The following is a 19052-nucleotide window of genomic DNA, read 5'->3' on the forward strand; positions in this document are numbered from 1 at the left end:
CATTGTGCTACCGCCGCAGTCTTTGCGCCATCGGGCGGGGTTTGAAATGAGCGGGCAGGATTTTCTCGACGTCGTGACGGAGCGCGGCTTCGTCCATCAGGTCACGGATGCGGAGGCGCTGCGGGCGTCGCTGCGCGCCGGGCCGGTGACGGGGTATATCGGGTTCGACGCGACGGCAGACAGCCTGCATGTCGGCCACCTCGTCCAGATCATGCTGCTGCGCTGGCTGGCGCGCACGGGCAACCGCCCCGTCGTCCTGATGGGCGGCGGCACGACCAAGATCGGCGACCCCTCCGGCCGCGACGAGACGCGTCAGATCCTGACCGAGGAGCGGATCGAGCAGAACAAGGCGGGCATCCGCCGCGCCTTTGACGGCTTCCTTCAGTTTGGCGACGGGCCGGGCAAGGCGATCATGCTCGACAATGCCGAATGGCTGGACGGGCTGCGCTACATCCCCTTCCTGCGCGAGGTCGGGCGGCATTTCAGCGTCAACCGCATGCTGAGCATGGACAGCGTCCGGCTGCGGCTGGAGCGCGACCAGCCGCTCACCTTCATCGAGTTCAACTACATGCTGCTGCAGAGCTACGACTTCGTGGAGCTTCACAAGCGCCACGGCGTGACGCTGCAGATGGGCGGCTCCGACCAATGGGGCAACATCGTCATGGGCGCCGACCTGGTTCGCCGCATGAGCAATGCCACGGTGCACGGCCTCACCGCGCCGCTCATCACCACGGCGTCGGGCGCCAAGATGGGCAAGACGGCGGGCGGCGCGGTCTGGCTGAACGCAGACCGCCTGAGCCCCTACGATTACTGGCAGTACTGGCGCAACGCCGAGGATGCGGATGCAGGCCGCTTCCTCGCCCTCTTCACGGACCTGCCCATGGAGGAGGTGCGGCGCCTGGGTGCGCTGGGCGGCGCCGAGATCAACGAGGCGAAGAAGGTGCTGGCGACGGAAGCGACCGCGCTGCTGCACGGCCGTGCGGCGGCGGAGGAAGCGGCCGAAACGGCGCGCCGTGCCTTCGAGCAGGGCGAGGCGGCAGAGACCCTGCCCAGCATCATCCATGCCCTTCCCGCCCCGCTGCTGGACCTGCTGGTGGAGGCGAAGCTCTGCGCCTCCAAGGGGGAGGCGCGGCGCCTCATCGCCCAGAACGGGGTACGCCTCGACGACGCGCCGGTTTCTGATCCGGCACTGGTGGTGGAGGCGCCGGCCAAGCTATCGGCCGGGCGCAAGCGGCACGTTCTGGTGAAGGCGGGCTGAAGGGGTCTATCCTCCGGCCAAAGCACCGGAGGAAACATGGAGCCGACTCTCGTGATCCGGGGCGGCACGCTGGTGGATGGCACCGGCGCGTCGCCTTTCGAAGCGGATATCGCGCTTTCCGGCGACCGCATCGCGGCCATCGGCCGCAACCTTTCCATCCCGCGCGGCGCGGAGGAGATCGAGGCCAAGGGACGCCTCGTGACCCCGGGCTTCGTGGACATCCACACCCATTACGACGCCCAGGCCACCTGGACGTCGAAGATCCTTTCTTCCTCCTTGCACGGGGTGACCACGGCGCTGCTGGGCAATTGCGGCGTCGGCTTCGCCCCCTGCCGGCCCGAGCATCGCGACATGCTGGTCGCCCTCATGGAAGGGGTGGAGGACCTGCCCGAGGTGGTGCTGACCGAAGGCCTGCCCTGGAACTGGGAAAGCTTCCCCGACTACCTCGACGCGCTGGATTCCCGCCCCTACGACATGGACGTCGCGGCCCAGGTACCACACGCGGCGCTTCGGGTGCACGTGATGGGGAAGCGCGGCTTCGAGCGCGAGCCCGCCACCGAGGCGGACCGGGCCGAGATGGCGCGGCTTGCGCGCGAGGGCATCGCGGCCGGGGCGCTGGGCTTCTCCACCTCCCGCGCCATCGCCCACAAGACGCTGGCCGGAGAGCCGACCCCGACCCTCGGCGCGGCCGAGATCGAGCTGGCCGAGATCGGAAGGGCACTTGGCGGCGGCTGGCTGCAGGTCATCTCCGATTTCGACGACCCGGCCGAGGAGGAATGGGAGAGGCTGACCCGCGTTGCGCGGCTGGCTGGGCGGCCCATGACCTTCTCGCTGCTCCAGCGCGAATCCCGGCCCGATTTCTGGCGCTGGCTGCTGGACCGCGTCTCCGAGGCGAATGCGGAGGGACTCCGCGTCACCGGCCAGGTGATGGGACGGCCAGTCGGCTTGATGTTCGGCTGGGAGTTGTCGCAGCACCCCTTCCTGACCCGGGCGGCCTATCGCGAGGTCGCGCATCTTCCCATCGACGAGCGGGTGACCGCACTACGCGACCCGGCGCGCCGCGCCCGCATCCTTGCTGAACTGACGGACGACCCGGCGCTCCGCGCGCGCCTCAACAACTACGCCCGGATCTATCGCCTGACGCCGGACTACGAACCGCCGCCCGAGGCCTCGGTGCTGGAGACGGCCAAGCGCGAGCGACGCGACCCCGAGGATCTTTGCTACGACTGGATGCTGGAGGAGAATGGCCGCGCCATCCTCAACCGCCCCCTTTTGAACTACGCCAATGGCAACCTCGACGCGATCCGCGAGATGGTTACCCACCCGCACACCCTGCTGGGCCTGGGCGATGGCGGGGCGCATGTCGGCTATATCTGCGATGCCTCCGCACCCACCCATCTCCTCACCCATTGGGTCCGCGACCGGGCCCGTGGCGGGCGCTTGCCGGTGGAGTTCGCCGTGCAGCGGCTTTCCGCCGACAATGCCAAGGCGATCGGCCTTCGCGACCGCGGGCTGCTCAAGGAAGGCCTCAAGGCTGACCTGAATATTATTGATTTTGAAGCATTGTCGCTCCATCGGCCGGAGATGCGCTACGACCTCCCGGCTGGCGGCAAGCGCTTGGTGCAAGGCGCCACCGGCTATGACGCGACAATCGTTTCAGGCGTCGTGACGCGGCGCCATGGCGAGGAAACCGGAGCCTTGCCCGGCAAGCTTGTGCGGGGGACGCGCGCATGACCCATGACCTCGTGATCCGCGGTGGTACCGTGATGGACGGCACCGGCGCCCCTGGCTTCCGTGCCGACGTGGCGGTGCGGGACGGCACCATCGTCGCAGTGGGCGACGTGCCGGGCCGTGGCGAGACGGAGATCGATGCCGGCGGCCATGTTGTCTGCCCCGGCTTCGTGGACCTGCACACGCATTACGACGGGCAGGCCGTGTGGGATTCGCACTTGGCCCCCTCATCTTGGCATGGCGTCACTACCGTTCTGATGGGGAATTGCGGCGTCGGCTTTGCTCCGTGCCGGGCCGAGGACCGGGAAACGCTGATCCGCCTGATGGAAGGCGTGGAGGACATCCCTGGCCCCGTGCTGCATGAAGGGCTGAACTGGGCCTGGGAAAGCTTCCCCGAGTATCTTGACGCGCTGGAATCTCGCACCCGCGATGTGGACACGGCCGTGCTGCTGCCACACGCCGCGGTCCGCGTCCATGTGATGGGGGAGCGCGCCCTTGCGCTGGAGAACGCCACCGACGCGGAAGCGGAAGCCATGGGGCGCATCGCGGGCGAGGCGATCGCCGCGGGCGCCTTCGGGGCCTCCACCAGCCGCACCATCAGCCATAAGACCCTCGCCGGCGACCCGACGCCGACGCTGCGTGCGCAGGAAGCGGAGTTGCTGGCCCTGACGCGGGGCATGGGCGGTGGCCTGCTGGAACTGATCTCGGACTGGAACGAGCCGGACCCCGCCACCGAGTTCGCCATGGTTCGCCGGATCCATGAGGCGTCGGGGCGGCCGGTCCTGTTCAGCCTGACCGCGCGGCACGATCGCACGGAAGCCTGGAAGGAATTGCTGGCACTGTCCGACGATGCGGCCGAGGAGGGGCTATCCATCCGCCCGGTCTTCCCGCCTCGGCCCATCGGCATCCTGCTTGGGCTTCAAGGGAGCCAGAACCCATTCTCGGGCTGCCCCTCCTATAAGGCGATCGCCGACCTCGCGCCCGAGCGGCGCGCGGCGGCGATGCGTGACCCGGACCTTCGCGCACGCATCCTGTCCGAGGACCGTGTGACCGGCTCCAGCTTTCCGCTGATCACCCGCCTGTCCTGGGCCCGCATGTTTCCCTTCGGCGATCCCCCGGACTACGCACCCCCGCGCGAGGCAAGCCTGGAGGCCCAGGCTGCACGCGAGGGACGCTCGCCGGAGGAAGTGGCCTATAACCTGCTCGTTTCCGGTGGCTGGATCTTCGCACCGCTGACGAACTTTGCCGACTTCAGCCTTGATGCATCAGCGGAATGCATGCGGCACCGCAACACCATCATCGGGCTTGGCGATGGCGGCGCCCATGTCGGCTTCGTTTCAGACGGAAGCTTCCCAACCTATGTTCTTGATTATTGGTCAAAGAAGGGGTTTTCCCTTGAGGAGCTGATCCGCCGGCAGAGCTCGGACACCGCCCGCGCCATCGGACTCTTCGACCGGGGCGTAGTTGCGCCCGGCATGCTGGCGGACCTGAACATACTGGATCCGAACGGGCTGGGGCTGGAGGCCCCCTTCATGGCCCATGACCTGCCGGCCGGTGGCAAGCGCCTGCTGCAACGGGCACGCGGCTATCGCGCAACGGTCAAGCGGGGCCGAGTGACCTACCGGGATGGTCGTCCCACGGGGGAGCTTCCCGGGCAGTTGCTCAGGCGGGGGCGCTGAGCGCGGCTTCGACACGAAGCGCCGCGTCGAGCGCCGCGCGCCCGGCCGCCCCATCCGCCTCGTAGGGGCGAGCCCCGGCGATGGCAGCGCGGAGGGCGTCGTGCTCCGCCTCCAAGCTGTCATGCTCGACCCAGGATCGGCGAGTGGTGCCCCAGCCAGGAAGGTGTTCCATGGGCTCGGCGCCGCCCGGCGCGACGAAATCCAGGGTGCGTGCCAGGAAGTCCACCCGCAGTTCACCCTCCGGGCCGAGGGCGCGCAGACGGCGCTCCAGCCCGACCGCGATCCGGCTGGCCGTGACGGTCGCCCGGGTCCCATCCGTGAGGAGGAGATGGGCCACGGCCCAGTCCGTCTGCTCGCTCACCGCCCGCCCGCCTACGGCCTGGACCTCGGCCAGATCCGCGCCGGTGAGCGCCATCACCAGGTCGAGGTCGTGAATCATCAGGTCCAATACGACCGACACGTCAAGCGAACGGGGCCGGAAGGACGCGACGCGCACTGCTTCCAGCGCACGGAGGCGACGCCCCGCACACTCCGCCCGAAGGGTCCGAATCGCGGCCGAGTGACGCTCGATCTGCCCCACCATGAGGACGAGGCCCTTGCGCGCGGCGAGGGCGATCAGCGCGTCCGCCTCCTCCAGCGTCGCGGCGATGGGCTTTTCCACCAGCACATGCCGCCCGGCTTCGAGGGCACGGCTGGCCAGGGCGAAGTGATATGGCGTCGGGGCGGCAATGATCAGGGCTTCGGAGCGCTCGATCAACGCGTCCAGGGCCAGCGCCTCCGTCCCCGCCTCGGCGGCCACCAGTGCGGCGCGGGAGGGGTCGGGGTCATGCAGGCCGGACAGGCCGCGGCCCTTCAGCTTCAAGGTGTGGAAGCGGCCGAAATGGCCGGCGCCGATCACGCCGATGCGGGGATTCATGCCCCTCCGGTAGCCGAAAGGGGACCGGGCTTGCATCCCCCCCCTCCCCTCGTCATGTTCCGGCCGAATCCCGGACGCGGGACACCCCAAGGGGATATGGTTCGGTCATGATGTATTTCGCGCGGTGGAAGCAGGCCGCGATTCTTCTCGTCTGCCTTCTGGGCGCGCTGGTGAGCCTGCCCAACCTGCTGCCGCGCACCAGTTTCCCCGACTGGTTCCCGGTGCGGCAGGTCGCGCTCGGCCTCGACCTCCGCGGCGGCTCCTACCTGCTGCTGGAAGTGGACACATCCGTCCTGCTGCGCGAGCGGCTGGAGGGCCTCGTCGAAGGTGCGCGCCGCGGGTTGAACCAGGCGAACCCTCGCGTCGGCTACACGGGGCTTTCCGCCAATTCAGACCAGCGGCGTATCCAGCTTCGCCTCACCGATCCATCCCAGCGCGACGTCGCGCTCCGCGTCCTGCGCGAGATGGCGAATGCCGTGAACGTGGGCGGGGGCGCGACGCAGCCTGACATCGAGGTCGTAGCCGCCCCGGACGGGCTCGTCACCGCGACGGTGACGGAGGCTGGGCTGCGCGCCAAGGCCACCAACGCCGTCGAGCAGTCCATCGAGATCGTCCGCCGTCGCATCGACGAGACGGGCGTGGTCGAGGCGCTGATCGCGCGCCAAGGCGCGAACCGCATCCTGGTCCAGCTTCCCGGCGTCGAGGATCCGGCGCGCATCAAGGACCTGCTGGGCCGAACCGCCCGCATGACCTTCCACCTCCTGGACGACACGGCGAGTCTTTCCGCCGCGACGCCGCCGCCGGGCGTGCTGTTCCTGCAGGGCGAGCGCGCCGGCGCGGAGGAGCGCTACGCCGTGCGGCGCCGTGTTGAGGTGGATGGCGCCAATCTTTCCGATGCCCGGGCCGCGCAGGATTCGCGCACCGGCGAATGGGTGGTGAACTTCACCTTCGATGGGATCGGCACGCGACGCTTTTCCGAAGTGACGCGCCAGAACGTGGGCCGCCCCTTCGCCATCGTCCTGGACGACAAGGTGATCACCGCACCCGTGATCCGCGAGCCCATCACGGCCGGGCGCGGGCAGATCAGCGGGTCCTTCACCGTCCGCACCGCCAACGACCTTGCCGTGCTGCTGCGCGCGGGCGCCCTGCCCGCCCCGCTGACCGTGATCGAGGAACGGACCGTCGGGCCAGAGCTCGGGGCGGACGCGATCCGCGCCGGCATGATCTCCATGGCCGTCGGGACCGTGGTGGTGTTCCTCTACATGGGCCTTGCCTACGGCCTGTTCGGCTGGTTCGCGAACATCGCGCTCGCCGTGAACATCGTGCTGCTCATCGCCTGCCTGACCTTGCTGGAGGCGACTCTCACCCTGCCGGGCATCGCCGGCATCGTGCTGACACTGGGCACGGCGCTCGACGCCAACATCCTCATCAACGAGCGCATCCGCGAGGAGGTGAAGCTCGGGCGCTCGCCGATCAATGCGCTGGAAGCCGGCTACACCAAGGCGTCAGGGACGATCCTGGACGCCAACCTCACCAACCTGATCGCCATGGCCTGCCTCTACGGCTTCGGCTCCGGGCCCGTTCGCGGCTTCGCCGTGACGGTGGCGATCGGCACAGTGGTGCAGATGTGGACCGCGACCGTGCTGACCCGCCTGATGGTGATCTGGTGGTACCGCGCCCGCCGCCCGAAGGAGTTGCCGGTGATCGAGCGGCCGGGCCTTTCCCTCGGCCAGCGCCTCGCCCGGCCGCTGTTCCGTTTGGTGCCCGACATCACCCGCATCCCCTTCATGAAGGGGGCGCGGGCAGGCCTTCTGGTCTCCGCTGTCCTGTCGCTCGCCTCGCTGGCCGGTGCCTTCTATCCGGGGCTGGAGAAGGGCATCGACTTCAAGGGCGGCATCGTGATGGAGGTGCGGACGGAGCAGGCGGCCGACCTCGCCCGGATGCGCTCCGCCGTCTCCACCTTGAACGCGGGCGATGTCGGGCTCCAGCAATTCGGCGATGACCGTACGATCCTGTTGCGCCTGCCCGCCCCGCCGGAGGAGGCGCAGACCCAGGCCGTGGTGAACCGAGTCCGCGGCGCGCTGGAGGAAGCCAGCCCGGGCGTCCGCATCCTGCGCGTCGAGGCCGTAGGCAACCGCATTTCGGACGAGTTGTTCCGGGGAGGGCTGATCGCCCTCGGCATCAGCCTCGTCGCGATGCTGGTCTATATCTGGGCGCGGTTCGAGTGGCAGTTCGGCGTGGCGGGCATCATCACGCTGATCCTCGACACCACGAAGACGATCGGCTTCATGGTTCTCTTCCAGGTCGAGTTCAACCTGACCACCATCGCAGCCATCCTCACCGTCGTGGGCTTCAGCGTGAACGACAAGGTCGTGGTCTTCGACCGGATGCGGGAGAACCTTCGCAAGTTCAAGACGATGCCGCTGCGCGACCTCGTGGACCTTTCGATCGACGAGACGCTGAACCGCTCGCTCGGCACTTCGATGACGCTGTTGCTGTCCGCCCTGCCGCTTGCCCTGTTTGGTGGCGAGACGCTCTCGGGCTTCGCCTGGGTGATGCTGTTCGGCATCGTGATCTCCACTTCCTCCTCTGTGTTCATCGCGGCGCCGATCGTGCTCTTCACGGGGCGCCGCTCCCTTCGCCGTGCTGAGGTCGAAACCGCGCGTCCAGGCACGGCTCCGGCGGCTCGTTAGGTCGTGGGAACAGGCGGCACGGTCATCGTCGCCTCCAGCCCCGCCCTGCGCGAGGCGGCGTCCCTGGCGATAAGGCGGAGCGGCCTGCCGGACCCGGTGCTGCTTGGCGATGATGCAGCGCTGCTCCACGCCGTCGTCGCTCAGATCGGGGGCTTCGGGCGCATCCTGATCGAGCGAGGCCTGCCGGGCCTCGGCGCAGAATTGGTGGATGCGCTGGCTGAGGCCTCGCCCAAGGCCGTGATCTCCGTCGTCGACTCGGATTCGGACCCCGAGGCGGTTGCGACGCTTCTTTCGGGCCCCACCCCGCCCGAGGCAAAGCTCACTCCGCCCTTGCGTCCGGGCGGGCTGATGCTGCGCTACCAGCCCATCGTGTCGCTGCGCGACGGGAGGATCGAGATGGTCGAGGCGCTGGCCCGCTGGGCGAGCGAGCCGGTTGCTGTGACGCCCATCCATTTCGTTCCGGCGATCGAGCTCATGGGCCTTGGGCGCGTCCTGGCGCGCGCGGTCACGCGCCTCGCAACGCAGGACATGGCGCGGATGCCTTGGCCCCTGTGCGTGACCGTGAACCTTTCGGTGGCGGAGTTCGAGCGGCGCGACGTTGCTTCATGGCTCAGTTTCGAGGCGCGCCGCGCCGGCCTTCCCCCATCGCGGGTCGGCATCGAACTCACCGAGACCTCGCCGGTGCGTGACGTGTCGCGCCTGGCCCACGCGCTGCGACGGCTTCGCGCGGCGCGGCATGAGGTGCTGATGGACGACGTGATCCTGGACGACCCGCGGCGCCGTTTGCTCCATCTGCCCTTCAGCGGGCTGAAGCTCGATCGCAGCCTCACGCGCCTCGCCCTCACCAGCGCGCGCGCCCGCAATCAGATCCATGCCCTGTGCGAGACGGGGATGGCCGTGACGGCGGAGGGCATTTCCTCGCGCAGCGAGGCGCGGCTGTTGCGTGCCCTGGGCGTCCGCCGCGGTCAGGGCTTCTGGCTGGCGCGGCCCCTGCCGGCCCAGGCCCTGGCAGCCTGGGCACGGCGCAGCGTCGGTCAGCCGCGGAAGGCGCGGCCGTAGAGGTCCACGATTTCCCCGGCATCGGGGACGCGCGGGTTGTTGGCGGGCGACCCGGAGGCGAGCGCCTGTTCCGCCATGGTCGGCACCAACGCGTTCCAGCGCGCTTCCTCGATGCCCCAGGCGGCCGGGCTCGGCACCTCCAGCTCACGGTTCAGGGCGCGCAATTCCTCGAGCAGCCGGGAGCCGGCGACCTGGTCGGCATCGGCACCCGAGGCGACGCCCATGCAGCGTGCCGCCTCCGCGTACCGGGGCAGCGCCGAGTTCAGGCCGAACTCGGTCACGGCCGGCAGCAGCATCGCGTTGGACAGGCCGTGCGGGACGTGGAAATGCGCACCGATGGGGCGCGACATGCCATGGACCAGCGCGACCGATGCGTTGGAAAAGGCCAACCCCGCCAGGGTCGCGCCCAGCATCATGTCCTCGCGCGCCTTTGCGTCGTCCGGCCGCCGCCACACGTCGCGCAGGCGCGGGCCGATGAGGCGCATCGCTTCCCGCGCGTACATGTCGCTCACCGGGTTGGCGCGGCGGGAAACGAAGGCCTCCAGCGCATGCGTCAGGCTGTCGATGCCCGTGTCAGCGGTGATACGAGAGGGCACCGTGAAGGTCAGTTCGTAATCCACGATGGCCGCGAGCGGCAGCGCGCCCAGCCCGGCGATCAGCATCTTCTCGTCGCGCTCGGCATCGGTGATGACCGTGAAGCGGGTTGCCTCGCTGCCCGTGCCCGCCGTGGTGGGAACACACACGATGGGCAGCGCCCCGCGATCGGCGGCGAAGGGCACCTTGAACTCACGCATCCTGGCGCCTTCGGGCGCCGCGGCGAGGATCGCCATGGCTTTGGCCGTGTCCATCGGGCTGCCGCCGCCGAAGCCCACGAGCACGTCAAAGCGCCCGTCGCGCAGCAGCGCCGCGCCCGCCTCCACCACCGTATCGGTCGGGTCGGGCACGGTGTCGCTGAAGACCTCCGGCGCCAGTCCGGCCGCGCGCAGCGGGGTCAGCAGCTTGTCCACGGTCCCGGAGCGGACCATCCAGGGATCGGTCACCACCAGCGGCCGGGTCAGGCCAAGCTGACGCAGCAGGTCGCCGGCGCGCGAAAGGCTTCCGCCGCCTACCAGCATCTGGCGGGGGGCGACGATGGCAGTGGTCATAGCGTTCCCTGTCTCCGTCCCGCCTCGGCGAAGAGGGCGAGGCGGCGGGCCGCATTCGGCGCGAGGCCGCCCGAAAAGTCCAGCCCGGCGGGCGGAAGCTCGTCGCGGAAATGGCACGCCACGCCGTCTTCCAGCGGCGGGTCCTCCTTGGCGCAGATCTCCTGCGCGAAGGGACAGCGCGTGCGGAAGCGGCAGCCCGAGGGCGGGTTCAGCGGCGAAGGCAGGTCGCCGCCCAGCGGCACGATGCGGCCGCGCCGTGTCGGGTCCGGGTGTGGGATCGCCGCAAGCAGGGCGCGTGTGTAGGGGTGGCGCGGGTTGCGGAACAGCTCGTTCTTCTCCGCCACCTCGACGATGCGGCCGAGATACATCACCGCCACCCGGTCGGCGACGTGCTTCACGACAGCTAGGTCATGCGCGATGAACAGGTAGGCGAGACCAAGCCGCCGCTGCAGATCGCGCAGCAGGTTCACCACCTGCGCCTGGATGGAAACGTCGAGTGCCGAAACCGGTTCGTCGCACACCACGAGGTCCGGACCGGCCGCCAGTGCCCGGGCGATGCCGATGCGCTGCCGCTGCCCGCCGGAGAACTCATGCCCGTAGCGGGCGGCGTGATAGGGTGCGAGGCCGACCAGGGAGAGAAGCTCTTCCACACGGGCCTTGCGGCTGCGCCCGTCGCCGATGCCGTGCACCTCCAGCGGCTCGCGCAGCGTCTCCGCCACGGTCAGGCGCGGGTTAAGAGAGGCATAAGGGTCCTGGAACACGATCTGCGCGCGGCGGCGGAAGGCGCGCAGCGCTGCGCGGTCCAGCGTGGTGATGTCCACGCCCTCGAAGCGCACGTGGCCGGCGCTGGGCTCGATCAACCTCAGGACCAGCCGCGCCGTGGTGCTCTTGCCGCATCCCGACTCGCCGACCAGCGCCAGCGTTTCGCCCTTCCTGACCGAGAAGGAAACGCCGTCCACGGCGCGCACCGTGCCGATCGTCTTGGCGCGGATGAGGCCCTGGCGGACCGGGTAGTGCTTGGCGATGCCTTCGGCTTCCAGCAACGCCGTCATGCCGCAAGCGCCTTTTCGACGGGGGCGCGGATGCAGGCCGCGCCGTGGCCCTCGGCGATGGGCAGCAAGGGCGGCTGGGCCTCGTTGCAGGCGTTGATGGCGAAGGGGCAGCGCGGCGCGAAGCGGCAGCCCGGCGGCAGGGCGAAGGGCGGCGGCACCGTGCCACGGATGGCGAGCAGGTCCTCGCGCTCCTCGTCCAGCCGCGGGATGCTCCCGAGCAGCCCCAGCGTGTAGGGGTGCTGGGGGTCCTCGAACAGGCGGCGGGCATCGGTGTGCTCAACCACCTTGCCCGCATACATCACAGCCACATCATCCGCCATTTCCGCCACGACGCCGAGGTCGTGGGTGATCAGGATAACCGCCATGCCCGTCTCGGCCTGCAGTTCGCGCAGGAGGTCGAGGATCTGCGCCTGGACCGTCACGTCCAGTGCGGTGGTCGGCTCGTCGGCGATCAGCAGCTTCGGCTGCCCGGCCAGCGCCATGGCGATCATCACGCGCTGGCGCATGCCTCCGGAAAGCTGGTGCGGATACTCGTCGAAGCGCCGCTCCGGCGAAGGGATGCGGACGCGCCGCAGCGCCTCGATCCCTCGCGCCCGCAGCTCGGCGGCGGAAAGGCCCGGCTCGTGCGCGCGCACGCCCTCGGTGACCTGGAAACCGACCGTGTGCACCGGGTTCAGGCTCGTCATCGGTTCCTGGAAGATCATCGCGATGTCGCGCCCGCGCAGGTCGCGCATGGCCGAAGGGGAAAGGGTGGTCAGATCCTTCCCTTCCAGCTGCACGCTGCCCGCGGCGATGCGTCCCGGATGCGCGACGAGCCGCATGATGGAGAGCGACAGGACGGACTTGCCGCAGCCGCTCTCGCCGACGATGCCGAGGGTCTTGCCGCGCTCCACCGAGAGGGAAACGCCGTCCACCGCCGGCACCTCCCCCGCGCTGGTGCGGAAGACGGTGCGGAGACCCTCGATCTCCAGGAGAGGCGTCACAGCCACTTGAAGGTCGGCGCCGCGATGCGATCCACGGGCCGATGCGCCCAATCATGGTTCGGGGCATTGCCGACCACGCGCTTCTGCGCCTCCGCGAGATGGGCGGCCGCCTGCTCGAAATCGATGGTCAGCACCTTGCCGTCGCCCACCACCTTCTCGCCATCCACGTAGACATCCTTCACTGCACGGTCGCCGGCGGCATAGATCAGGCTGCGCACGGGATCGTGGCGCGGCTGCATCCGGGGGTGGGCCGCGTCCACCAGCACGATATCGGCGCGGCAGCCGGGCGAAAGACGCCCGATATCGTCGCGTCCCAGCGCGCGCGCGCCGCCGACCGTGGCGGCGTCAAACACGTCCGTCGTGCTCATGGTGCGCGGATTGCCCGCCTGGGTGCGCGCCAGGTAAGCGACGAGACGCAGCTCATCCAGCATGTTGTGCGGGTAGGTGTCGGTGCCGATGCCAAGGTTGACGCCGCCGCGCCGGTAGCGTCCGAAATCCTTCAGCGTGATGCCCCGCCGGGCGAAGACGGTCGGGCAATGCGCGACCGTGGTCCCCGTCTCGGCCAGAATGCCGAGGTCGCTGTCGGTGTGCCACGGCGTCGAGGGATGGTCGTCCAGAAAGATGCCGTGGCCGATGATCGCCTTCTCGTCCAGCAATCCCATTTCGTGCAGCCATTGGATGGGCGTGAACCCGTGACGGCGGGTGATCTCATGGAACTCCACCACCGATTGCGCCGCGTGGATCTGCCAGGAGATGCCGCGCGCCCGCGCCTCGGCCCGGCTGTCGCGCAGGAGTTCAGGCGAGCATGTGTCGATCTGCGCGGGGCAGGCCATGCCGAACAGGCGGCCGGACGGATGCTGCTCCGCCCGCTGGATGAGGGTGAAGGCCTCGTCCATCGCCTTCACGCCGGCCTTCTCGTCCCATTCGTATTCGACGACGTGACCGTTCTTGGTGAACCAGCGCGCCGAGCGGAACATGGGGGCGATGCAGACCCGCATTCCCGCCTCGGCCAGGAGGTCCAGCCAGCCGGGATGCGCGACGGATAGGTCGGCGAGGGTCGTGACGCCCGACAGCAGCAATTCCGACAGGGCGACGCGTACGCAATCCGGCACCGCCTCCGAGTCCGCACGGAAGATCGGCATGAACTCGTAGAGCGAGGAGTTGTAGAGGCCGGTCGAGCCGATCTCGTCGAGCAGCCCCTTGTTCATCGGCTCGCTGCTCGGGTGGGAATGGATGTTGACGAGGCCGGGCATGACCATCAGCCCGGCCCCGTCGATCTCCGTGTCCGCCGGCCCGTCATACCCCCGCCCGACGAAGCGGATCACCCCGTCCTCGAAGGCGAGGTCCGCGTCCGGCATGTAGGCGTGCCGCTTCTCGGACGCGTCCCAGGCGACGATGAGTTCCGCGTTGCGGATGAGGGTGACGGGCATGGCGGTTACCTCACGGTCCGGATGTCGAGGCCCTTGTAGATCCCCGCCCCGTAGAGCCCATGGGCGCGGGCGCCCTGGATGCGGTTGGAGGCGAAGAGGTTGAGCTGGGTCCGCGCTACGGTGAGCCACGGCGCCTGCTCGGCCAGCTGGCGCTGGATCAGCGCGGCGTAGCGCGCGCGCTCCTCGGGCTGCAGGGCCGAGCGGCCCGCTTCCAGCCACTGGTCGGTCTGCGGGTCCGCCCAGTTCATGCGGTTCGGCGTGGGCCGGTTGCGGCTGTGCCAGTAGAGGTTCAGCGCGTCCGTCGCCGAGACGTAGGGGTAGGACAGGAAGAAGGCGTCGAACTCCTGCGTCGCCAGCCGCCCCCAGGCGACGGTCGCATCGAAGAGCTGGATGCGCATCTCGATCCCGACCTGCCGCAAAGCCTGCTGGATGATCTCGCCCATGCGCTGGTTGTCGAGGGTGTTGATAGCATAGAGCAGGAAGGTCGCGCGCTGCCCGTCCTTCACCCGGACCCCGTCTGGCCCGGCGCGCCAACCCGCTTCCTCCAGCGTGCGGATCGCGGCGGCACGGTCGAAGGCCGGGACCATGCGGTCGGATTCCGCGTCGTAGTCAGCGGCATTGGGGTTGACGATGTTGCGGGCGGCCTCGGCCTGCCCGGCCCAGACGGCCCGCACCAGTGCGTTGCGGTCCACCGCCATGTGGACGGCGCGGCGGATGGCGATGTCGTTCACCACGGGCTTGTCCACCTTGAAGCCCATGAACACGTCCCAGAAGTAGTTGGGCTGGCGCAGCCGCTGCACTGTGGGCACGCGCGACAGCGGCTCGACGAAGGCCGCAGGGATGTATTGCGTCAGATCGGCCTGGCTGGCCTGGAGCGCGGCGACGCGCGACGCCGCCTCGGGGATCACGCGCCAGGTCACGCGCTCGAGATGCGCCGGCCCGCGGTTCTGGTAGAAATCAGGCCCCCAGCGATAGTTCTGGTGGCGGTTCAGGACCAGCTCGTTGCGCGGGGTCCAGCTGCCCCAACAGAAGGGACCGGTGCCGTTGAAGCCCTGCACGCCGAAATTGTCGCCCAGGCGCTCCACCGTGGCAGGATCGATCGCTGAGGCAAAGAACAGCGTCAGCTGCGACAGCAGCTCGCCGAAGGGGCGGTTCAACTCGTAGCGCAGCGTGTGGTCGTCCACCGCGCTGATCTCCTTCACGTCGCCGGCGCGCCAGGCAACGGGCGAGGTGATGCGCGGCTGGGTGCGGCCAATCCAGCGGTTGAGGCTGAAGGCCATATCTCGCGCCGTGAAGGGCTTGCCGTCGCAGAAGGTGACGTTGCGCCGCAGGTGGAAGGTGTAGACGAGGCCGTCCTGCGAAACCTCCCAGCGCTCGGCGAGGAGCGGCCGGATGGTTCGCATGTCGAAATCCATCGCGACCAGCGTGTCGGACAGCATGGTCATCACCTCGCCGGTGGCGAGGGCGGTGGAGCGGTGCGGATCGTACCGGTCGGCGTCGATCTCCCGCATGATGACGATCTGGTTGCGCGCCGGCGCCTGGGCCTGCGCGATGCCGCCAAGGCCAATGGCGGCAAGCCCGGCCAGGGTGGCGCGTCGAAGCATCGCTCTCATCTCTTGGTCTCCCTGCGGATTCAGATTCTGAGCCGGGGGTCGAGCGCGTCGCGCAGCGCATCCCCCAGAAGGTTGAAGGCCAGCACGATCACGAAAATGCCAACCGATGGGATCACGCTGATATGCGGCGCGATGAAAAGGAAGTTCCGCCCCTGCGCCGCCATCGCCCCAAGCTCCGCGAGCGGCGGTTGCGCGCCAAGCCCCAGGAAGGACAGCGCCGAGCCGAGCAGGATCACCTGCCCGAGCCGCAAGGTGGAAAAGACGAAGATCGCGGAAAGGCAGTTGGGCGCAAGGTGTCGCCAGATCAGCCGGGCGTCGCTCATGCCGATGGCCCGCGCAGCCTCGATGTAATCAAGCCCCATGACCACGAGGGCCGAGCCGCGCACGATGCGCGCCATCAGTGGGATGGTGGCGATGGAAAGGGCGATCACCACGCTCGTCTCGCCGGGCCCGAAGATGGCGGCGAGGGCCAGGCCGAACAGGATGGCCGGGAAGGACAGGAGGATGTCCATCAGCCGCATCAGCGTGCCGTCGGCGCGGCGGTAATAGGCGGCGCAGAACCCGACCACCGCGCCGATCACGCCGCCGAAGATCAGCGAGGCGAGGCCCATGGCCAGCGTCACGCGCAGCCCGTAGAGCATGCGCGCGAGGATGTCCCTGCCCTGCCCATCCGTGCCGAGCCAGTAGGTCTCGTTCGGGGGCTGCATGATCGCCAGCAGGTCCGTCTCGTACGGGTCGCGCGGCGAGATCCAGGGCGCCAGCAGCGCGGTGAGCAGGATCAGCACCACGAGGACGAGGCTGATGGTGCCGCCGACGTCGCGCATCAGCATCCGCAGCACGGAGGGCTTGCGCGGCGCCTCGATCGCGGTCGTCACGATGGCGCTCACGACTGGCGCACCCGCGGGTCGAGCGCCCCGTAGAGCAGGTCGACGATGAGGTTGATCACGATGAAGCCCGCCGAAAGGACGATGATGGTGCCCTGCGCCATCGGGAAGTCAGAGGACAGGATCGCGCCCACCGCGAGCCGTCCGACGCCAGGCCAGGAAAAGATCGTCTCCGTCACCACCGCGCCGCCAAGCAGGAAGCCGATCTGCAGCCCGATCAGGGTGACGACCGGGATCAGCGCGTTCCGCAGCGCGTGGCGCCGCACGACGATGCCTTCGCTGAGTCCCTTGGCGCGGGCCGTCCGCACATGTTCGGCAGAGAGCGCGTCCACCACGGCGGTGCGGGTCATGCGCGCGACGGGACCGACGAAGACCCCGCCCAGGGTGATGGCAGGCAGGATCACCGCCTTGATGCCGTCCAGCGTCCAGAGCGGTCCGCCGCGCCCCGTGAAGGGCAGGAGCTGCCACTGGAAGCCCACCAGCCAGATCAGCAGTAGCCCGAGGAAGAACACCGGCACCGACACGCCGGCCACGCTGAAGGCCATCACGATGCGATCGATGAAGGAGCCGCGCCAGTAGGCTGCCACCGTGCCCATCGCGATGCCGAGCGGGATGGACCAGACCAGCGACGCGAACATCAGCTCCAGCGTCGGCCCGATCGTGCTGCCCAGCTCCTGGCTGACCGGCACGTTGTTGATGATGGACACACCGAGGTCGCCCTGGGCGAGGCGGGCGACATAGAGAACGAACTGCTTCCAGATCGGCTCGTCCAGCCCCAGTTCGGTGCGGATCGCGGCCACAACTTCGGCGGTGGCCTGGGGGCCGGCCCGCACGGTGGCCGGGTCGGTCGGCACCACCTGCATCAGCAGGAAGCCGATCAGCAGCACGCCGAACAGGACCGGCAGGGCAAGGAGGAGGCGCTGGGCGGCGTGGCGGAGCATCAGCCCATCTCCCCGTGCCGGTCATGGATCACGGCGCCGCCGCGCAGCGTCAGGTCGCAGCGCGCAGCAAGGATCTCCGCCGGATCGGCCACCAGGATGTCGCGGTCCAGCACGGCAATGTCGGCATCCATCCCAGGCTCCAGCGTGCCGCGGCTGCCTTCCGCGAAGGTGCTGTAGGCACCGCACCAGCTATAGGCGTGCAGCGCCTCCTCGATCGTCAGGCGCTCCTCGGGCCCCATGACGCGGCCCTGCGCGGTTTCGCGCGTGACCATGACATGAAGGTTGCCGAACGGGTCCACGTTGGACACCGGGCTGTCGCTGCTGGCGCTCGGATGCTGGCCCTCCTCCATCCAGGTCTTCATCGGATAGGCGCGCAGGGCGCGCTCGGGGCCGAGCACCTTCAGATAGGTTTCGCCGAACTCCCGCATGAAGACAGGCTGGGGCACGGGCAGGATGCCGCGCGCCTTCATGCGGCGTCGCTGGTCCCGTGTCACGAAGCCGCAATGCTCGACGCGATGGCGGCGCTCCGGCGTCGCGCCGGCTTCCTCCATGGCGGAAAGAACCTGCTCGATTGCCGCGTCGCCAATGGCGTGGATGTCGAGCTGCCAGCCCTGACCATGATAGCGCGAGAGAAGGTCGCGCATCTTCGCGTCGGGGAAGGTGAAGACCCCGGTGCCGCCGGGCAAATAGGGGTCGAAGAAGGCGGCGGTCAGCCCGCCCGCGCTGCCGTCGGCGAAGACCTTCACCGCGCCGTAGCGCAGCATCTCCTCCGCGTCGCCGCCGGGGAGCCACGGGCGGAGGCCGGATTCCCATGCCTCCGCGGCGATGCCTTCCGGGTTGCCGGCCAGGACCATCCACATGCGCTGCACGACCCGCGCACGCCGATAGGCGGCCAGCTCGGCCATGCCGCCGGACATGCCGACGTTCATGTCGGTGGCAGATGCGAAGCCAAGCGAGGCGAGGTGTTGGCCAGCCGCCTCGATCGCCTCGGCCATGACGGCTTCATCCGGGGCGGGCATGGCGTGCTTCACCAGGCCCATGGCGCGTTCCTGGATGAGGCCGGTGAGCCGCCCCTTCTCGCGTACGATGACGCCGCCCTCCGGGTCCGGCGTGTTGTGACCGATGCCGGCAAGGCGCAGCGCGGCGCTGTTGGCCACGCCCATATGGCCGCAGGTCCGGGTGATGAAGACCGGATGGTCCGGCACGGCCGCGTCCAGCTCGGCCACGTCGGGATGGCGATTGATGTCGAGAGCCGTGTGGTCGTAGCCGGTGCCGAGCACCCATTGCCCCTTGGGCGTCCGCGCCGCGGCTTCGCGCAGGCGCGTCAGCACCTCGTCGAGCGAACGCACCTCCTCTGCGCGGAGGCGGACCTGCCGCAGTCCCAGGCCGAAGGGGAGGAGGTGCATATGCGCCTCGTTGAAGGCCGGGATCAGCAGCCTCCCGCCGAGATCCACCACCTTGGTGTCCGGTCCCGCCAGTTCGCGCGACCCGCCAAGCGCCACCACCTTGCCCCCGGCGACCGCGACGCCATCGGCGATGCCGCCCGCGAGACCACGAAACACCTTGCCGTTGGTGAAAAGAATCTCTGCTTGCACGCACACCCCTGTTCCCGGACGGCTGAATGGTCATGCGATGATGAAGCCGCGTCAACTCTTGCGACATGTCAGC

General features: G+C 69.1%; 14 protein-coding genes. 5 read left to right on the plus strand and 9 right to left on the minus strand.

The window, feature by feature from the left end; translation table 11 throughout:
• Positions 1-46: 46 nt before the first annotated feature.
• The 3 genes from tyrS to OF850_RS03300 are packed head-to-tail and all read left to right on the plus strand — an operon-like array spanning position 47 to position 4668.
• Positions 47-1258, plus strand: coding sequence for a tyrosine--tRNA ligase (gene tyrS, locus OF850_RS03290; RefSeq protein ID WP_301588308.1), 1212 nt, complete (start codon positions 47-49; stop codon positions 1256-1258).
• A gap of 36 nt (positions 1259-1294) precedes the next feature.
• Positions 1295-2992 (plus strand): N-acyl-D-amino-acid deacylase family protein, encoded by a 1698-nt coding sequence (locus tag OF850_RS03295; RefSeq protein ID WP_301588309.1) that lies wholly within the window; start codon positions 1295-1297, stop codon positions 2990-2992.
• Positions 2989-4668, plus strand: coding sequence for an N-acyl-D-amino-acid deacylase family protein (locus OF850_RS03300; protein WP_301588310.1), 1680 nt, complete (start codon positions 2989-2991; stop codon positions 4666-4668). Before OF850_RS03295 ends, OF850_RS03300 begins: the two co-directional genes overlap by 4 nt.
• On the opposite strand, the gene OF850_RS03305 is transcribed toward OF850_RS03300, so the two are convergent.
• Complete coding sequence (locus OF850_RS03305) at positions 4652-5584, minus strand: Gfo/Idh/MocA family protein (RefSeq protein WP_301588311.1); 933 nt, start codon at positions 5582-5584, stop codon at positions 4652-4654. The two genes, OF850_RS03300 and OF850_RS03305, sit on opposite strands and share 17 nt — an antisense overlap.
• Positions 5585-5691: 107 nt before the next feature.
• Between OF850_RS03305 and secD the strand changes: the two genes are divergently transcribed.
• A complete protein-coding gene (gene secD, locus OF850_RS03310; RefSeq protein WP_301588312.1) occupies positions 5692-8277 on the plus strand; it encodes a protein translocase subunit SecD in 2586 nt (861 codons plus the stop codon).
• 3 nt (positions 8278-8280) lie between these two features.
• Complete coding sequence (locus OF850_RS03315) at positions 8281-9336, plus strand: EAL domain-containing protein (protein ID WP_301588313.1); 1056 nt, start codon at positions 8281-8283, stop codon at positions 9334-9336.
• Here OF850_RS03315 and OF850_RS03320 read toward each other — a convergent pair.
• From OF850_RS03320 to OF850_RS03355, 8 genes are read right to left on the minus strand one after another with little or no spacing between them, the layout of a single operon-like run.
• Positions 9312-10481: an iron-containing alcohol dehydrogenase gene (locus OF850_RS03320; RefSeq protein WP_301588314.1), complete on the minus strand. Its 1170-nt coding sequence runs from the start codon at positions 10479-10481 to the stop codon at positions 9312-9314. The genes OF850_RS03315 and OF850_RS03320 overlap by 25 nt on opposite strands.
• Positions 10478-11533: an ABC transporter ATP-binding protein gene (locus OF850_RS03325; RefSeq protein ID WP_301588315.1), complete on the minus strand. Its 1056-nt coding sequence runs from the start codon at positions 11531-11533 to the stop codon at positions 10478-10480. Before OF850_RS03325 ends, OF850_RS03320 begins: the two co-directional genes overlap by 4 nt.
• Complete coding sequence (locus OF850_RS03330) at positions 11530-12516, minus strand: ABC transporter ATP-binding protein (RefSeq protein ID WP_301588316.1); 987 nt, start codon at positions 12514-12516, stop codon at positions 11530-11532. The genes OF850_RS03325 and OF850_RS03330 overlap by 4 nt, the downstream gene beginning before the upstream one ends.
• Positions 12513-13946: an amidohydrolase family protein gene (locus OF850_RS03335; protein WP_301588317.1), complete on the minus strand. Its 1434-nt coding sequence runs from the start codon at positions 13944-13946 to the stop codon at positions 12513-12515. The genes OF850_RS03330 and OF850_RS03335 overlap by 4 nt, the downstream gene beginning before the upstream one ends.
• A gap of 5 nt (positions 13947-13951) precedes the next feature.
• Positions 13952-15550 carry an ABC transporter substrate-binding protein gene (locus tag OF850_RS03340; protein WP_301588318.1) on the minus strand — a complete coding sequence of 533 codons (1599 nt, stop codon included), beginning with the start codon at positions 15548-15550 and terminating at the stop codon, positions 13952-13954.
• Positions 15551-15579: 29 nt separating this feature from the next.
• Positions 15580-16446, minus strand: coding sequence for an ABC transporter permease (locus tag OF850_RS03345; protein ID WP_301588319.1), 867 nt, complete (start codon positions 16444-16446; stop codon positions 15580-15582).
• Positions 16443-17384 carry an ABC transporter permease gene (locus OF850_RS03350; RefSeq protein ID WP_301588320.1) on the minus strand — a complete coding sequence of 314 codons (942 nt, stop codon included), beginning with the start codon at positions 17382-17384 and terminating at the stop codon, positions 16443-16445. The genes OF850_RS03345 and OF850_RS03350 overlap by 4 nt, the downstream gene beginning before the upstream one ends.
• Positions 17384-18979, minus strand: a complete 1596-nt coding sequence (locus tag OF850_RS03355) for an amidohydrolase (protein WP_301588321.1) — start codon at positions 18977-18979, stop codon at positions 17384-17386. Before OF850_RS03355 ends, OF850_RS03350 begins: the two co-directional genes overlap by 1 nt.
• Positions 18980-19052: the final 73 nt, after the last annotated feature.

Origin of the sequence: Sabulicella glaciei, from assembly GCF_026183895.1 — a bacterium.
Classification (GTDB): Bacteria; Pseudomonadota; Alphaproteobacteria; order Acetobacterales; family Acetobacteraceae; genus Roseococcus; species Roseococcus glaciei.

What these genes read in the sequence shown, in the direction of transcription:
- OF850_RS03320 (WP_301588314.1), bottom strand. Translation starts at nt 10,481, where the DNA reads ATGACCACTGCCATCGTCGCCCCCCGCCAGATGCTGGTAGGCGGCGGA.
- OF850_RS03325 (WP_301588315.1), bottom strand. Translation starts at nt 11,533, where the DNA reads ATGACGGCGTTGCTGGAAGCCGAAGGCATCGCCAAGCACTACCCGGTC.
- OF850_RS03300 (WP_301588310.1), top strand. Translation starts at nt 2,989, where the DNA reads ATGACCCATGACCTCGTGATCCGCGGTGGTACCGTGATGGACGGCACC.
- tyrS (WP_301588308.1), top strand. Translation starts at nt 47, where the DNA reads ATGAGCGGGCAGGATTTTCTCGACGTCGTGACGGAGCGCGGCTTCGTC.
- OF850_RS03350 (WP_301588320.1), bottom strand. Translation starts at nt 17,384, where the DNA reads ATGCTCCGCCACGCCGCCCAGCGCCTCCTCCTTGCCCTGCCGGTCCTG.
- secD (WP_301588312.1), top strand. Translation starts at nt 5,692, where the DNA reads ATGATGTATTTCGCGCGGTGGAAGCAGGCCGCGATTCTTCTCGTCTGC.
- OF850_RS03295 (WP_301588309.1), top strand. Translation starts at nt 1,295, where the DNA reads ATGGAGCCGACTCTCGTGATCCGGGGCGGCACGCTGGTGGATGGCACC.
- OF850_RS03305 (WP_301588311.1), bottom strand. Translation starts at nt 5,584, where the DNA reads ATGAATCCCCGCATCGGCGTGATCGGCGCCGGCCATTTCGGCCGCTTC.
- OF850_RS03340 (WP_301588318.1), bottom strand. Translation starts at nt 15,550, where the DNA reads ATGCTTCGACGCGCCACCCTGGCCGGGCTTGCCGCCATTGGCCTTGGC.
- OF850_RS03335 (WP_301588317.1), bottom strand. Translation starts at nt 13,946, where the DNA reads ATGCCCGTCACCCTCATCCGCAACGCGGAACTCATCGTCGCCTGGGAC.